The organism is Streptomyces sp. Sge12 (genome assembly GCF_002080455.1).
Lineage (GTDB): Bacteria > Actinomycetota > Actinomycetes > Streptomycetales > Streptomycetaceae > Streptomyces.
Genome location: NZ_CP020555.1, coordinates 2,071,663 through 2,088,367, shown reverse-complemented (window position 1 = coordinate 2,088,367; position 16,705 = coordinate 2,071,663). Strand labels below are relative to the sequence as shown.

The 16,705-nt window shown below is 75.1% G+C and carries 3 protein-coding genes and 1 pseudogene; all 4 read right to left on the bottom strand.

The annotated features are described in order from the left end of the window. Nucleotides 1-1,398: 1,398 nt before the first annotated feature. Nucleotides 1,399-2,196, bottom strand: coding sequence for a thioesterase II family protein (locus tag B6R96_RS09100; protein ID WP_081522211.1), 798 nt, complete (start codon nucleotides 2,194-2,196; stop codon nucleotides 1,399-1,401). Then, on the bottom strand, nucleotides 2,193-4,280 hold the full coding sequence (locus B6R96_RS38770; RefSeq protein ID WP_203351609.1) for an alpha-hydroxy-acid oxidizing protein: 2,088 nt from the start codon (nucleotides 4,278-4,280) through the stop codon (nucleotides 2,193-2,195). Before B6R96_RS38770 ends, B6R96_RS09100 begins: the two co-directional genes overlap by 4 nt. Continuing rightward, a complete protein-coding gene (locus B6R96_RS09090) occupies nucleotides 4,277-12,706 on the bottom strand; it encodes a type I polyketide synthase (protein WP_443069887.1) in 8,430 nt (2,809 codons plus the stop codon). Before B6R96_RS09090 ends, B6R96_RS38770 begins: the two co-directional genes overlap by 4 nt. A 98-nt stretch (nucleotides 12,707-12,804) precedes the next feature. After that, nucleotides 12,805-16,587: pseudogene (locus B6R96_RS38980) on the bottom strand (type I polyketide synthase); the annotation flags it as partial. Nucleotides 16,588-16,705 lie beyond the last annotated feature (118 nt).

The window sequence follows — 16,705 nt, the reverse complement described above, 5'->3', positions numbered from 1 at the left end:
AGGACGGGGAGCTTTGCTGTTGTCATATTCCATAAACGCCGTCGGTGTTGGTCAGGGTGTGCGCCATCCGGGTGATGGTGGCAGATGAATAGGTGTTGCCTGCCGTTTATCGGTTCTGCAAACACGGCAAGAGTTCGGCACTCAGGTCCTGCCCCGCGGGGTCGCGCCGCAGCTCAAAGGGGCGATGGGCGGCGGGTCGGAGCCGGCTCCGAATCGGGCGGCCACTCGCCCCCCGGCATCCGCTCCGCCGCCCCCGGCCGCCGACCGATCATCAGTTGAAACCATGGGATGCCAGGGCCGTGCCGATTGCTGCGCATGGCTGCAATCGGCGTGGAGGGCGCAACCCTGCATATGCCCCTGCGTTATGCCCACCGATCGCCGGGGCTCCGGTCGTGTGGGCCCCTGGAACCATCAGCCTTCGAAAGGACCAGCTGTGGGAGACATCCTCCTGTGGATCGTGCTGATCTCCGCCGCGCTGGGTACAGGTTGCACCGCGTTGGTGTCATCAGGGACCGGGCGTCTGTGGCATGTGGATGCCCTCGAACTGCGGCGCCAGCAACGCTTCCGGCATGTCCTGTCCTGCCATGTGGATGCCATCCGGCTGTCCCGCCGGGAAGCCGCGGCGTCGGCCCATGAGCGGGTCTGCCGCCCTTCGCACGAGGCCCCTACGGCGGTGCCCCGCCCCCGGCCGACTCCTCAGTGAATTCCTCAAAAACCCCGGCAATCCGCACGCGTTCGGCGACATAAAAACCCCGGCAATTCGTACATTGCTGACTCGCCGTAATATCGGGGTGCGCTAAATTGATTGGCCGCGGCTCGTCCAAATTCCGTTCGATATACTTCTGTGCCCCTTGTTCGGGGAAATGGCGAGAACTGTCAAGAATAAAAGAAATATCATCCTTCTATCGCTGAGGGGTCTCCGGTCGCCAATTCGCAAGGGGGTGCCACCCTTCCCCGGGGCGCCCTCCGGCAGCAAGGTCTATCCGTCCCGCCCCGCGTACGACCACGAGAAAGGCTGCGTGAGCATGGCTTCCTGCGACGGTGACCGATCCGATCGAGGCCCCTGGGCGGCTGCCCGGCGCCGGGTCCGGCCGGCGGCAGTCCGGGTGGTGAGCGCAGTGCGGGCGGCGCTGATGCGGGTTTCACGCCGCCTCGCCGAGGCGGGCGCGGCCCGTGCGGTCGGCTCGGCCCGGACGAAAATACGCTCGTCCCAGGTGCTCCAGGACGAATATCGGGCGGGCTTCTCCCTGCCCCCGCCCCGTCCGGCGAGGGCAGGGAGCGACCTCCACGAATGTCCGTGGTGCCTGTCCCTCGGCACTCCAGGCACTCCCGGCACTCCCGACCCGGACGGCCCCGCCGAGCCCTGACCGGGGATCCGGGCCGGTACGGGCCGGCGGGTCAGCGGCCGCTGCCGACCAGGGAGGCCGCGGCGAAGGCACGCAGGTCCTCCGCCATCGCCCGGGCCACCTCCGGCTCCTGCGACTGCAGGTAGAAGTGGCCGCCCTCGAAGTACCGGACCCTGAACCCGGACGCCGTGTGCTCGCTCCACCGCTCCAGCCCGGCCCGCGGCACGTTGTGGTCCTGCGCGCCCGAGTAGGCGTACAGGGGGCAGGCCAGCCGGGTGCCCGCCGCGCCTCGGTAGCTCTCCGCCGCCTTGAAGTCGGCGCGCAGGGACGGCAGTACGGCCGACATCAGGTCCTTGTCGGCCAGCAGCTCCGGCGGGGTGCCGGACAGGTCGGAGATCGACGAGGCGAGGTCGTCGTCCCCCAGCAGGGACAGGCCCCGGCTCAGGTGGATGGCGGCCGCGGGGCGCCCCGAGACGATCACGCCGATCGGCGCGCGGTCCGGGTGCATGGCCTCCAGCCGCAGCGCCACCTCGTACGCGACGATCGAACCCAGGCTGTGCCCGAACAGGACCAGCGGCCCGTCCACCCGGGGGAGCAGGGCCTCGACGACCCGGTCGGCCATCTCCCCGATGTCGTCGACGCAGCGCTCGCCGAGCCGGTCCTGACGCCCCGGATACTGCACGTTGAGCACCTCGGCGCTGTCGGACAGCGCCGAGGACAGGGTGTAGTAGCCCGTCGCCGAGCCGCCCGCGTGGGGGAAGACCACCAGCGTCGGGGCACCGGCCGGCGGCCGGTGGTACTGCCGCAGCCAGCCCGTCGGGTCGGAGCCCGGCCCGTAGGTGCGCTTCATCGCCGTTCTCCGTTCTCCGGGGTCCCGCTGGACCCGGGGGCGTCCGAGGTGGTGCGCGCGAGGGGGTGCGTACCGTACGCACCCACGGGCTCGCGCGGGAAAAGCAGCCCGGGGCCGACGTCCGCGAGGGACGCGCAGCCGGTGAGGGCCAGGGCCAGGCCGAGGTCGGTGAGCAGGCAGCGCAGGACGTGCTCCACGCCGCGCCGGCCGTCGAGCGCGAGCCCGTACACGTACGGCCTGCCGTACAGGACGGCGTCCGCGCCGAGGGCCAGGGCCTTGACCACGTCACTGCCGGTACGGATCCCGGAGTCCAGCAGCACCGGTACGTCCGGGCCGACCGCGGCGCGCACCCCGGGCAGCGCCTCCAGGGCGGGCACGCCGCCGTCGAGCTGGCGGCCGCCGTGCGTGGAGACCACCACGCCGTCCGCGCCGTGCTCCAGCGCCAGCCGGGCGTCGTCCGGGTGCAGGATGCCCTTGACCAGCAGCGGCAGCCGGGTCAGCCGCCGCAGCCGGGCCAGGTCCGCCCAGGTGAGGGTGGGGTCGGTGGAGATCTGCGCCCAGCGCAGGACGGTCGCGGTGGCGTCCGCCGCGGCGGGCAGCGAGGCCCGGAAGGCGGGGTCGGCCGTGAAGTTCGCGATGCCGGTGCCGCGCAGGAACGGCGAGTAGCCGCGGTCGAGTTCCGCCGGGCGGAAGCCGAGATGGGTGGCGTCGACGGTGACGACGATCGCGCTGTAGCCGCTCGCCTCGGCGCGCCGTACCAGGGACTCGCCCACCGCCCGGTCCGAGGGCAGGTACAGCTGGAACCAGCGCGGCCCGTCCCCCGCCTCCGCGGCCACCTCCTCCAGGGTCCGGGAGGCGAAGGTCGACAGCACCATCGGCACCCCGGCGGCCGCGGCCGCCCGCGCCGTGGCCGTCTCGCCCTCGGGGTGCGCCACCTGCTGCGCGGCCAGCGGCGCCAGCAGGACGGGCACCGGCAGCCGCTGCCCGAACAGGGTCACCGAGGTGTCCGTGCGGCGCGTGCCGCGCAGCATCCGCGGGACGAGCCGCACCCGGTCGAAGGCCTCGCGGCCCGCGCGGCCGGTCGCGCCGGACCCGGCGGTGCCCGCCACGTAGGCGTAGGCGTCCGGGGACATCACCTCGCGGGCCGCGGCCTCCAGGGTGGTCAGGTCGGTGGACAGCTTCGGGGCGCGGCCTTCGAGACCGTCGAGCAGGATCTCCCGCACCAGGTCGGCCAGGGGTTCCTTCCGGGCCGACGCGTCCGCCGACGCGTCCGCCGGGGCGGGCACCTGCTCGGCCCGTGCCAGGTCCGCACGGATGTGGTGGGTGAGGATCGGCCCGCTCTCCCCGGGGCGTTCGACGAGCGAGAAGTGCCCGCCGGACAGCGTCACGAGGTCCTGCCCACCGGTGGTGTGCCGGGCCCAGTCGGCCATCTGCTCCAGGGAGTTCTTCGGGTCCGCCGCCGCGAGCAGCACGGTGACGGGGGCCGCCACGGCGGTCCCCTCCGGGCAGCGGTGGCGCAGCAGCGCCCGGTGGTCGGCCCGCAGCAGCCGCAGCACCTCGGCGACGATCTCCGGGTCCCGCAGCAGCGGTTCGGGGATGCCGCCGAGCTGCCGCAGCCCCGCCACCAGCTCCTCGTCACCGACGAGGGTCAGGTCGGGTTCCTCCCAGTCCTGCGCCGGCGGCCGGGCCGCCGACACGAACAGCCGTGCCACACGGCCGTGTTCCTCGAGGAGGCGGGCCGTCTCGAAGGCGACGAGGGCGCCCATGCTGTGGCCGAGGAGGAACAGCGGCCGGTCGGACCGGGAGGCGAGGGCCGCGGCCACTCCGGCGGCCAGCTCGGAGACGTCCTCGGCGCAGGGCTCGGCGCGCCGGTCCTGGCGGCCGGGGTACTGGACGGCGAGCAGCTCGATGTCCTCGGGCAGCCCCGCCGACAGCGCGGTGAAGGCGTTCGCCGCCCCGCCCGCGTGCGGGAAGCACACGAGGCGGGCGGTCGCGTCCGGCCGGGCGTGCGGGGTGCGGATCCACCCGGAGGTACGGCCGGCCGGCGCCGACGGGGCCGGCGGGGCCGTGGTGGTGTTGGTCATGCCCACGCGGACTGATCCTCCTTCGTAGAACCCAGTTCGGTCAGCAGCTCGCGCAGCCGCTCGCTGACGACGGCGCTCTGCGCGTCGCTCAGCGGCCGGTCGGCGACGGCCGCCTCCAGCCGGGCGATGTCGGCGAGCAGCGCCACGGTGCCGGCCCCGCCTTCCCCTCCGCCCTCGGCCCCGCTCGCTGCGGCCGTCTCCTGCGGGAGTTGGTCCCGCAGGTGGACCACCAGCTCGGCCGGGGTCGGCCAGTCGTAGATGAACGTGGCGGGCAGCCGGACACCGGTGGCGGCGGCGAGGCGGTTGCGCAGCTCCACCGCGGTCAGCGAGTCGAAGCCCAGCCGGTCGAAGGCTCCGTCCCGGTCCACGGCCGCACCGGAGGTGTGCCCGAGGACGGCCGCGACCTCGTGCAGCACCGCGTCCAGCAGCCGGTCGCCGGTCGGCGAGGCGTCGGCCGCCTCCGGCCGAACCGCCGCCCCGGGCGCGGACCGCGCCCCCGCGGCCGGCGCCGGGGCGGGCACCAGGCCGCGCAGCAGCGGCGGCACCGCCGCGCCCTGCGCGATCCGGGCCCGCAGCCCGTCGAGGTTCCAGCGCGCGGCCACGGCCACCGGGCGGTCCCGGCGCACCGCCGCGTCCAGCAGTTCCAGACCCTGCTGCGAGGTGAGCGGAGCCACGCCCACCCGGGCCATGCGGGCGACGTCCGCGTCGGTGAGCCCGGCGCCCATGCCGCCGGCCCCCTCCCACAGCCCCCACACCACGGACACTCCCGGGCGGCCCACCGAACGCCGGTACTCCATCAGCCCGTCGAGGAAGGCGTTGCCGGCCGCGTAGCCGGCCTGCCCCGGGGCACTGAGCGTGCCGGCGAGCGAGGAGAACGCCACGAAGGAGTCCAGGCCGAGGGGCTCCGTGAGCTCGTGCAGGTTCAGCGCCGCGTCCACCTTCGGGCGCAGCGTCCGTTCCAGGCTCTCGGCCGTCAGCGAGGTCAGCAGACCGTCGTCCAGGACGCCCGCCGCGTGCACCACCCCGCCGATGCGGACGCCGTCCCCGGCCAGCCCGGCGAGAGCTCCGGCCAGCGCGTCCCGGTCGGCCGCGTCGCAGGGCACCGTACGGACGTCCGCGCCCAGGCCGCGCAGCTCGGCGATGTCACGGGCGGCGTCCTCGCCCGGCAGCCCACGGCCCATCAGGACCAGCTGCCGCACGCCGTGTTCGGCCACCAGGTGCCGGGCGGCGAGGCGGCCCAGCCAGCCGAGACCGCCGGTGATCAGGACGGCCCTGGTGGTGTCCCAGCGCTCCGTCCCGTCCGCCAGGTCCAGGACCACCTTGCCGATGTGCCGGGCCTCGCTCAGGTGGCGGAAGGCCTCGGGGGCCCGCCGCAGGTCCCAGGCCGCCACCGGCGGCGCCTGGAGCGCACCCCGCTCGAACAGGTCGAGGAGCTCGGCGAAGATCTCCTGGATCCGGTCCGGCCCGGGGTCGCGCACGTCGTACGTCCGGTAGGTGACCCCGGGGTGAGCGGCGGCCACCTCGGCGGCGTCGCGCCGGTCGGTCTTGCCCATCTCCAGGAACCGCCCGCCGTGCGGCAGCAGCCGCAGCGAGGCGTCCGCGAACTCCCCGGCGAGGGAGTTCAGCACCACGTCGACGCCGTCGCCCCCGGTCCCGGAGAGGAAGGCCTCCGCGAAGTCCAGCGTGCGGGAGGAGGCGATCCGCCCGTCCGGGACCCCCGCGCCGCGCAGCGCGTCCCACTTGGCGGGGCTCGCCGTCGAGTACACCTCGGCGCCGAGGTGGCGGGCGATCTGGATCGCCGCCGTGCCGACGCCACCGGTGCCCGCGTGCACGAGCACCTTCTCGCCCGCGCGCAGGTCCGCCAGGTCCACCAGGCCGTAGTAGGCCGTCAGGTAGGTGACGGGAACCGCCGCCGCCTGCCGGAAGGACCAGCCCTGCGGGATCCGGGACACGAACCGCCGGTCGGTGACCGAGGTCGGACCGATGCCGTAGAACAGGCCCATCACCCGGTCGCCGGGCTCCAGGTCGTTGACCCCGGGGCCGACCTCCACGACGATGCCGGCGCCCTCGCCGCCCTGTCCGGAGCCGCCCGCGTGCCCGTCCACGGACGGCGGGATCACCCCGAGGGAGAGCAGCACGTCGCGGAAGTTCAGCCCCGCGACGCGCATCCGGACCCGTACCTGGCCCTCCTCCAGCGGGGCCGCCGCCTCCGGCCAGGGCTTCAGGGCCAGGTTCGCGAAGGTCCCCTTGGCCACGTAGTCGAGGTGCCAGTACGGGGTGTCCGCGGGCGGGGTCAGCAGGGTCTCGGTGTCCGTGGCGGTCAGCGAGGGCCGGTAGGCGGTGCCGCCGCGCAGGGCGAGCTGCGGTTCACCGGTGGCCAGTGCGGCCGCCAGTGCCCGCCGGGAGGTGGGGGTGCCGTCCTCGTCGACGACCGTGAAGCGGTCGGGGTGCTCGGCCTGCGCGGAGCGCAGCAGCCCCCATACGGCCCGGTGGGCGAGCTCGCCCGGGTGCTGCTCGCCGCCCAGGGTGACGGCGCCCCGGGTGAGGACCGCCAGCCGGGTGCCGGAGAGCCGCTCGTCCCCGACGAGGAGTGCGACCGTGTCCAGGACCTGGTGCAGGGCGGTGCGCACGGCCGCGGCGCCGGTGCCCGCCGGGAGCGCGCAGGGCAGCAGGAGCAGCGAGGGCGCGGCTGCGCCGGCGGCCAGCGCGTCGATCAGGGCCGCCGCGTCGGCCAGGGCGCCGCCGAGGCCCAGTTCGTGCTCGTGCGCGTGGGTGCCCAGCAGCGACCAGTGGTGCGTGGCGGGTGCGGCGGGCAGTTCGGGGAGCTCTTCCCACGTCGGCAGCAGCAGGCCGTCGCCAGGCCCGGCCGCCGCGTGCAAGGCCCCTGCCGGGAGCGGGCGCAGGACCAGGGAGCCGATCGATGCCACCGCCTGCCCGGAGGCGTTCGCGACGTCGATGCTCACCGCGTTCACCCCGGCCGGCGCGAGCCGGACCCGCAGCTCCGTCCCGGATCCGCCGTGCGTGCGGACGCCGGACCAGGCGTACGGCAGGAAGGTCCGCTCGTCCCCCTCGTCCCCCTCGTCGATCAGTCCGCCGAGCGCGATGGGGTGCAGCGCCGCGTCGAGCAGCGCCGGGTGCAGGCCGTAGAGGCCGGCGTCCCGCCGGCCCTCACCGGGCAGCGCCACCTCGGCGAAGACCTCCCGGCCGCGCCGCCACACGGCGCGCACGCCGCGGAAGACGGGACCGTAGGCGAGGCCCTTGACGCCGAGTGCCGCGTACAGGTCGGCCACCGGCGTGGTGTCCGGCTCGGCGCCCCGGGGCGGCCAGACCGAAGCCAGGTCGGCGCATTGCGCCCCGCCGGAGTCCTCCCGTACGACCGTGCCCTGGGCGTTGCGGGACCAGCCCCGCCCGTCGGCCGCGCCCTGGCCCGCGCCGGCGCCCGCGTCCGCGTCCTCGGGGCGGGAGTGGACGGAGACGGTGCGGCGGCCGGAGCCGTCCGGGGCGGCCAGGGACACCCGCAGCCGGACCTCCCCCTCCTCCGGGACGACCAGCGGCGCCTCCAGGACGAGTTCCTCCACCAGGGCGCAGCCCGCCTCGCGGGCGGCGCGCGTCACCAGGTCCAGCAGACCCGTGCCCGGCAGCAGCACCCGGCCGCCGACCCGGTGGTCGGCCAGCCAGGGGTGACGGGCCAGGGAGAGCCGTCCGGTCAGCAACAGGCCGTCGCTGTCCGGTAGTTCGGTGACCGCGCTCAGCAGCGGGTGGTCGACCGCGGTGAGCCCGGCCGACCGCACGTCCCCGGCTGCGGCCGCCGGCAGGTCGATCCAGTACGGACGGTGCTGGAAGGCGTACGTGGGCAGTTCCACCCGCCGCGCCCCCCGGCCCCCGAACACGGCGGCCCAGTCCACACCGCCCCCGACGGCGTGCACCCGCGAGACCGCCGTGAGCAGCGCGGTCACCTCCGGGAGGCGCCGCCGCAGCGAGGGGATCAGCGTGTGGCCCGCGGGGCGCCCGCCCTCCGCCGCCTCCAGCGCCTCCAGGCAGTCGGCCGCCATCGAGGTGAGATCGGTACCCGGCCCGACCTCCAGGTAGCGGCCGCAGCCCAGCTCCGCGAGGGCGCCCACGCCGTCCTGGAAGCGGACGGCGCTGCGCGCGTGCCGGACCCAGTACTCGGGGTCCGCGAGCTCCTCCGCGCCCGCGGGCCGGCCGGTCAGGTCCGAGACGAAGGTCAACTGCGGCTCGTGGAAGGTCAGCCGGGCGACGACGGACCGCAGCTCCGCCAGGGCCGGTTCCATCAGAGGGGAGTGGAAGGCGTGGCTGACGCGCAGCCGGGTGGCCTTGCCGCCGGCCGCCTCGAAGCCCTCGACGACGGCGGTCAGGGTGTCGCGGTCGCCGGAGAGCACGGTGGCGGCCGGGCCGTTCACCGCGGCCAGCGATATCCGCCCCTCGTGGCCCGCGAGCAGGGCCCGCGCCTCCTCCTCGGAGGCGCGCAGCGCCACCATCGCCCCGCCCGGGGGCAGTTGCTGCATGATCCGGCCGCGTACGGCGGCCAGCTCGGCGGCGTCCGCCAGCGACAGGGCGCCCGACGTGTGGACGGCCGCGAGGGCGCCGACCGAGTGCCCGAGCACGGCATCGGGCCGGATGCCCCACGACTCCAGCAGCCGGAACAGGGCCACCTCGAAGGCGAACAGCGCCGGCTGCGTGTACTGCGTCCGGTTCAGCAGCTCACCCTCGGGACGGTCGGCGGCCGCGAGGACCACCTCCCGCAGCGGCCGGTCCAGGTGCGGCTCCAGGGCCGCGCACACCGCGTCGAAGGCCGCCGCGAACACCGGGAAGCCCTCGTACAGCTCCTGGCCCATCCGGGCGCGCTGGGCGCCCTGACCGGCGAAGAGGAAGGCGGTCCGGCCCTCCCCGGCGGTGGCCCGGACCACGTCCGGCCCCGGCACGCCGTCGGCCAGCGCCCGCAGCCCGTCGAGCAGTTCGTCGCGGTCCTCGCAGAGCAGCACCGCCCGGTGTGCCAGGTGCCCGCGGGTGGTGGCCAGCGAGAAGCCGATGTCCAGCAGCCGCTCCCCGTCGGCCTCGGTCAGGTGCCGGTACAGCCGGTCGGCCTGCGCACGCAGCGCGGGCTCGCTGCTCGCCGACAGCACCGCCGGTACGGTCGCGGGTGCGGCGGCCGGCCGGTCGGCGGCGGCCGCCGGTTCCGGCGCGGGCGCCTGCTCCAGGATGACGTGCGCGTTCGTCCCGCTGATGCCGAAGGAGGACACCGCGGCCCGGCGCGGCCGGTCCTCCTGGTCGGGCCACGGGATCGTCTCGGTCAGCAGGGAGACGGCGCCGCTCGCCCAGTCCACGTGCGGAGTGGCCTCCTCCACGTGCAGGGTCTTCGGCAGCAGACCCTCCCGCAGCGCCATCGTCATCTTGATGACGCCGCCGACACCGGCGGCGGCCTGGGTGTGCCCGATGTTCGACTTCAGGGAACCCAGGTGGAGCGGCCGGTCCGCCGGGCGGCCCCGGCCGTAGGTGGCCAGCAGCGCCTGCGCCTCGATCGGGTCGCCCAGCGAGGTGCCCGTCCCGTGCGCCTCCACCGCGTCGACATCGGCGGCGCCGAGACCGGCGCCCGCCAGCGCGTCGCGGATCAACTGCTCCTGCGCCGGACCGTTGGGCGAGGTCAGACCGTTGCTCGCACCGTCCTGGTTGACGGCCGATCCGCGGACCACCGCCAGCACCGGGTGGCCTTTGCGGCGCGCGTCCGACAGCCGCTCGACCAGCAGCAGACCGGCGCCCTCGGCCCAGCCGGTGCCGTCCGCGGAGGCGGAGAAGGCCTTGCAGCGGCCGTCCGGGGAGAGCCCGCGCTGCCGGCTGAACTCCACGAAGGGCATCGGCGTCGCCATCACCGTGGCGCCGCCGACCAGTGCCATCGAGGACTCGCCGCGCCGCAGCGAGGCACAGGCCAGGTGGAGCGCCACGAGCGAGGAGGAGCACGCCGTGTCCACGGTGAGGGCCGGGCCCTCCAGCCCGAAGGTGTACGACAGCCGGCCGGAGGCCACGCTGCCGGCGCTACCGATGCTCAGGAAGCCCTCGTACTCCTCCGGCGCGGGCGACAGCCGCGACATGTAGTCGCCGTACATGGTGCCGACGAACACACCGGTGCGGCTGCCGCGCAGCGTGGCCGGGTCGATGCCCGCGTTCTCGAAGGCCTCCCACGCCGTCTCCAGCAGCAGCCGCTGCTGGGGGTCGATGCTGTGCGCCTCGCGGGGCGAGACACCGAAGAACTCGGCGTCGAACTGCGCCGCCCCGTACAGGAATCCGCCCTCGCGGGTGTACGAGGTGTGCGGCCGGTCCGGGTCGGCGTCGTACAGTCCCGCCAGGTCCCAGCCCCGGTCGGCCGGGAACGGGCCGACGGCGTCCACCTCGTCGGTGGCCAGTCGCCACAGGTCCTGCGGGGAACGGACCCCACCCGGGTAACGGCAGGCCATCGCCACGATCGCGATCGGCTCCTGCTCGCGTTCGCGGAGGTGGGCCCGGTCCGCCTTGAGCCGCTCGTTCTCCTTCAGCGCGGCCCGCAACGCCTCGACGACCTGCTGTTGGGTTGTGGAAGCCATCCTGTTCTCTCCGTACTTTCCCGTTGGGGTCTGGGTCTGGTGGTGGGTTGTGCGGCCGGGCCGGGCTAGTGGTCGCCCAGGGCCAGGCGGACCAGGTCGTCGGCGCTCATCGTGTCGAGCGCGCTCCCGCCGTCCGGCAGGTCCGTGCCGTCGGCGGCGTCCGTGCCGTCCGTGCCGTCGGTGCGGTCGGCGGCTTCCCCGGGGCTGTCCTGCGCCGGCAGGTCGGGTGCCAGTGCGGCCCGCAGCCGGTCCGCCAGGGCGCCCGGCGTCGGGTGGTCGAAGACGAGCGTGGGCGGCAGCTTGACGCCGGTCGCCGCCGTCAGCCGGTTGCGCAGCTCGACCGCGGTCAGCGAGTCGAAGCCCAGGTCCTGGAACCGGCGGTCGGCCGGCACCCGGCCCCGGCCCGAGTGGCCCAGGACGGCCGCCACTTCGGCCCGTACGGTCTCGAGCAGCAGGTGGTGGTGCTCCCGCCGGGGCGCCCGGGCCAGCCGGTCGCGCAGGGCGGCAGCCGTGTTCGCGGCCTTCGGCGCGGCGTCCTCGCGGCGGCGGGCCGGAGCCAGCCCCCGCAGTACGACCGCCACCGCGTCCGGATCCACCGTCCGCAGGTCCAGGTGCGCGGCCGTCAAGACGGCGGCGCCGGAGGCGACGGCCGCGTCGAACAGGTCCAGGCCCTCCTCCGCGGACAGCGCCCCGATCCCGGAGCGGGCCAGCCGGTTCAGGTCCGCCGCGCCCAGGTCGCCGGTCAGGGCGCTCTCCTGCGCCCACAGGCCCCAGGCCAGCGACAGGGCCGGCAGCCCTTCGCCGCGGCGCCGCTGCGCCAGGGCGTCCAGGAAGGCGTTGGCCGCCGCGTAGTTGCCCTGACCGGCCGAGCCCAGGGTGCCCGCCAGCGAGGAGAACAGCACGAAGGCCGTCAGGTCCAGGTCCCGGGTCAGTTCGTGCAGGTGGAGGGCCGCGTCGGCCTTGGGCCGCAGCACCCCTGCCATCCGCTGCGCGGTGAGCCCCGCCAGGACCGAGTCGTCGGTCACGCCCGCGGCGTGGACCACCGCCGTCAGCGGCCGGTCCGCCGGTACGGTCGCCAGCAGGGCGGCCAGCGCAGCCCGGTCGCCGGTGTCGCAGGCGGCCACGGTCACCTCGGCGCCCAGCGAGGCCAGTTCGGCGGTGAACTCCTGCGCCCCCGGTGTCGCCGCACCGCGGCGGCCGGTCAGCAGCAGCTTCCGTACCCCGTGCTGCTTCACCAGGTGCCGGGCCAGCAGCCGGCCCAGGGTGCCCAGACCGCCGGTGAGCAGGACGTGGCTGTCCGCGCCGAAGGCGACCCGGTCGGCCGCGGCGGATGCGGCGTCGCCGGCGCCGCCCGTGGCCGGCCGGTGCCCGCGCAGGGCCGGTGCCGACGCCCGTCCGGCGCGTACCGCGAGCTGCGGCTCCGCCGAGGCCAGGGCCGGGGCGAGGGCGCGTACGGACTCGGGCCGCCCGTCGGTGTCGACCAGGGTGAACCGGCCGGGCTGCTCCGACTGGGCGGAGCGGATCAGACCCCAGACCGCCGCCAGCGCGGGATCCGGTCGCTCGGTGTCCGCGGCCGCCACCGCGCCCTCGGTGAGGACGGCGAGCCGGGAGTCGGCGAACCGCTCGTCGGCCAGCCAGCGTTGGGCCAGCTCCAGGACGGCGAGCACCCCGGACCCGCCGGACACGGGAGCCAGCACCACGGACGGCACCGGAGCTCCGGCGTCGACCGCGGCGCGCAGCGCGTCGAGGCCCGCGTGGGTCCGTACCGCCACACCGGCGGCGCGCACGGCATCCGCGACGGCGGAGTCCGCGTCGTCCAGGACGGCCCACGGACCGGCCGGTACGGGAGCGGAGCGGCTCACGGGCGACCAGTGCAGGTCGAACAGGGCGGCCCCGTGCACCGGACCGGCGGCGGCCGCCGCGTCCGCCGGGAGCTCGCGCACCGCGAGGGCCTCGGCCTCGAACACCCGGGTGCCCGCCGGGTCCGTGATCAGCAGGGAGTAGCTGTCGCCGCCCGGGGCGCGACGCAGGCGGACCCGTAGCTCGGTGGCGCCGGTAGCGCCCGGGGTCAGGCCGCTCCACGCGAAGGGCACCAGGAGCCGGTCGCCGGCTCCGGCCCCGACGAGGGCGGTGTGCAGGGCGGCGTCCAGAGCGGCGGGGTGCAGGCCGAAGCCCGCGCCGTGCGGGCCGCCGGCGCTCTCGGGGAGGACGACCTCCGCGTACAGGTCGTGGCCGTGGCTCCAGACGGCCCGCAGGCCCTGGAAGGCGGGGCCGTACGCGTATCCGCGCTCGGCCAGCCGCGTATAGAGGTCGCCCACCGGGATCTCGGTGGCTCCGTCCGGAGGCCGGACGCCTTCGCCGGCCGGGTCGGCCGGGTCCGCCGGGTCCGCCGCCCGTACGGGAACCACCTCCTCGGCCAGCACACCGGAGGCGTGCCGCACCCACGCGGCGTCCGGCACCCCCTCGGGCCGTGCGTGCAGGGCGACCGTGCGCGTCCCGTCCCCGCCCGGGCCCACCATGAGCTGGACGGTGACGCGCCCGTCGAGCGGCAGCGGCTGTTCGAGGGTCAGCTCGGCGACCTGCGCCGCACCGGTCCGGCGCGCCGCGTACAGGGCGAGCTCGGCGACGGCCGCCCCGGGCAGCAGCGGCCGGCCCTGGATGGCGTGCTCCGCCAGCCACGGATGGACCTCGGCGTCGAGCGTGCCGGTGAACAACCAGCCCTGCCCGGCGGCGAGTTCGACGGCCCCGTCCAGCAGCGGATGCCCGCCGGCCGGCCTGGCGGCCACCGCGGCCGCGGGGGCGCTCAGCCAGTAGCTGTCCCGCTGGTAGGGGTACGTGGGCAGGGCGACGGCCCGGCCACCGGGCAGCAGCCCGTCCCACCGGACGTCCGCCCCGCTCACGTAGGCGTGGGCGAGCGCCGCCGCGAGGGTGTGCCCCTCGGGGTGCCCCGCGCGCAGCAGCGGGAGCGCGGTGAGCGGTGCCTCCGGCTCGCCGGAGCCCAGGATCGTCCGGACCATCGCGGTGAGGGTGGGGTCGGGGCCGAGTTCGATGTAGGTGGTGATGTTGTGGTGGTGGTGGAGGTGGTGGATGGCGTCGTTGAAGCGGACGGTGTGGCGGAGGTGTTGGACCCAGTAGTCGGGGTTGGTGAGTTGTTGGGTGGTGGCGGTGGTGCCGGTGAGGTTGGAGATGAGGGGGATGGTGGGGGTGTGGTAGGTGAGGGTGGTGGCGGTGGTGCGGAATTGGTTGAGGATGGGGTCCATGTGGGGGGAGTGGAAGGCGTGGCTGACGTTGAGTTGTTTGGTGCGTCGGCCGTTGCTGCGCCAGGTGGTGGCGAGTTGGTGGGCTGCGTCGTGGTCGCCGGTGATGACGGTGGAGTTGGGGGTGTTGATGGCGGCGATGTCGAGGTGGCCGTGGTGGGTGGGGAGGGTGTCGCGTATTTCGGTTTCGGTGGCTTCGATGGAGATCATGGCGCCGCCGGTGGGGGCGGTTTGCATGAGGCGTCCGCGTGCGGCGACGAGGGTGCAGGCGTCGTCGAGGGAGAAGACCCCGGCGACGTGCGCGGCGGCGAGCTCACCCACCGAGTGCCCGACGACGACGTCGGGGATGAGGCCGTAGTGCTCCACCAGCCGGAACAGCGCGACCTCGACGGCGAACAGGGCGGGCTGGGTGTACTGCGTCCGGTCGAGGAGCGCGGCCTGCTCGCTCCCCTCCTCGGCGAGGATCAGCTCCTTCAGTGACCGGCCCAGGTGTACGTCCATCCGCGCACACACGTCGTCGAGCGCCCGGGCGAAGACTGGGTGGGTCGCGTACAGCTCACGGCCCATGCCGGGACGCTGACTGCCCTGGCCCGTGAACAGGAACGCGATTCCGGGGGACGCGTTCGCCCGGCCCGGGTCACCGCTCACCAGCTGCGGCGCGGATTCGCCGCGCGCCAGGGCGTCCAGGCCCGCCACCAGAGCCGCCGGGTCCTCGGCGAGTACGACGGCACGGTCCGCGAGGGCTGCGCGGGTGGTGGCCAGCGAGTGGCCGATGTCCAGGTGCTCCGGGCCGAAGCCGCCCTCGGTGCCCGCCTCGGCGGCGAGCCGGCGCAGCTGTCCGGCCCGGGCGCGCAGCCCGTCCGTGCCGCGCCCGGAGACCACCCACGGCACGAGGCCGGCGGTCACCGGTTCGCGGGGTTCCGCGGGTTCGGTGGTGGGGGCTTGTTCCAGTACGACGTGGGCGTTGGTGCCGCTGATGCCGAAGGAGGACACGGCGGAGCGGCGCGGCCGGTCGGTCTCCGGCCAGGGAGTGGCCTCGGTGAGCAGGGACACGGCGCCGCTCGACCAGTCCACGTGCGGGCTCGGCGCATCCACGTGCAGGGTGCGGGGGAGGACTCCGTGTTGCATGGCCATGACCATTTTGATGACGCCGCCGACGCCGGCTGCGGCTTGGGAGTGGCCGATGTTGGATTTGAGTGAGCCGAGGTGGAGGGGGTGGTCGGGGGTTCGGTTCTGGCCGTAGGTGGCGAGGATGGCTTGGGCTTCGATGGGGTCGCCGAGGGTGGTTCCGGTGCCGTGGGCTTCGACGGCGTCGATGTCGGTGGGAGTGAGTCCGGAGGCGGTGAGGGCTTCGCGGATGACGCGTTCCTGGGAGGGTCCGTTGGGGGCGGTGAGGCCGTTGCTGGCGCCGTCCTGGTTGACGGCGGAGCCGCGGACGACCGCGAGGACCTGGTGCCCGTTGCGGCGGGCGTCGGAGAGCCGCTCCAAGAGCAGGATCCCGACACCCTCGCTCCACGTCGTACCGTCCGCGGAGGCGGAGAACGACTTCACCCGCCCGTCGGGTGCGAGCCCGCGCTGCCGGCTGAACTCCACGAAGGGCCGGGGCGTGGCCATGACGGTGGCACCACCGGCGACCGCCAGGGTGCATTCGCCCGTGCGCAGGGCCTGGGCGGCCAGGTGCAGGGCCACGAGCGAGGAGGAGCAGGCGGTGTCGACCGTGATCGCCGGACCCTCCAGCCCGAAGGTGTACGACAGCCGGCCGGAGGCGACACTGCCGGCGCTGCCGGTGCTCAGGTAGCCCTCGTACTCGACCGGTACGGAGGACAGGCGGGAGGCGTAGTCGTCGTACATGGTGCCGACGAACACGCCGGTGCGGCTGCCGCGCAGGGTGGCCGGGTCGATGCCCGCCTGCTCGAAACCTTCCCAGGTGGTCTCCAGCAACAGGCGCTGCTGCGGGTCGATCGCAAAGGCCTCGCGCGGCGAGACACCGAAGAATTCGGCGTCGAACCGGTCGGCGTCGTACAGGAAGCCGCCGTGCCGCGTGTAGCTCTTGCCGGCGCGGGTGGGGTCGGGGTCGTACAGGTTGTCGAGGTCCCAGTCGCGGTTGGTGGGGAAGGGGCCGATGGCGTCGACGCCGTCCGCCACGAGCTGCCACAGGTCGTCGGGGGAGCGGGTGCCGCCGGGGTAGCGGCAGGCCATGCCCACGATCACGATCGGATCGTCGTCCCGGGCGATGCCGGTGGTGGCCGCGGCAGCGGAGTCCGGCGAGGGGCGGGCAGCCGCCTCACCTGCGATCCGGGCGAGCTCGGCGAGTACGAAGTCGGTGAGCGCACCGGGCGTGGGGTGGTCGAAGACGGCCGTCGCGGGAACCGCGATGCCGGTGTCCGACGCCAGCCGGCGGCGGAGCTCCATGCCGGTGAGGGAGTCCATGCCCAGCTGGATGAACGGTCCGCCGTCGTTGACGGCGGCGGGTCCGGCCAGCCCGAGCACGGCCGCGACGGTGGCCCGTACGAGCTCACTCGCGGCGCGGCGGCGGTCGGCGGGGGGCAGGGCGGCGGTGCGTTCGGCCCAC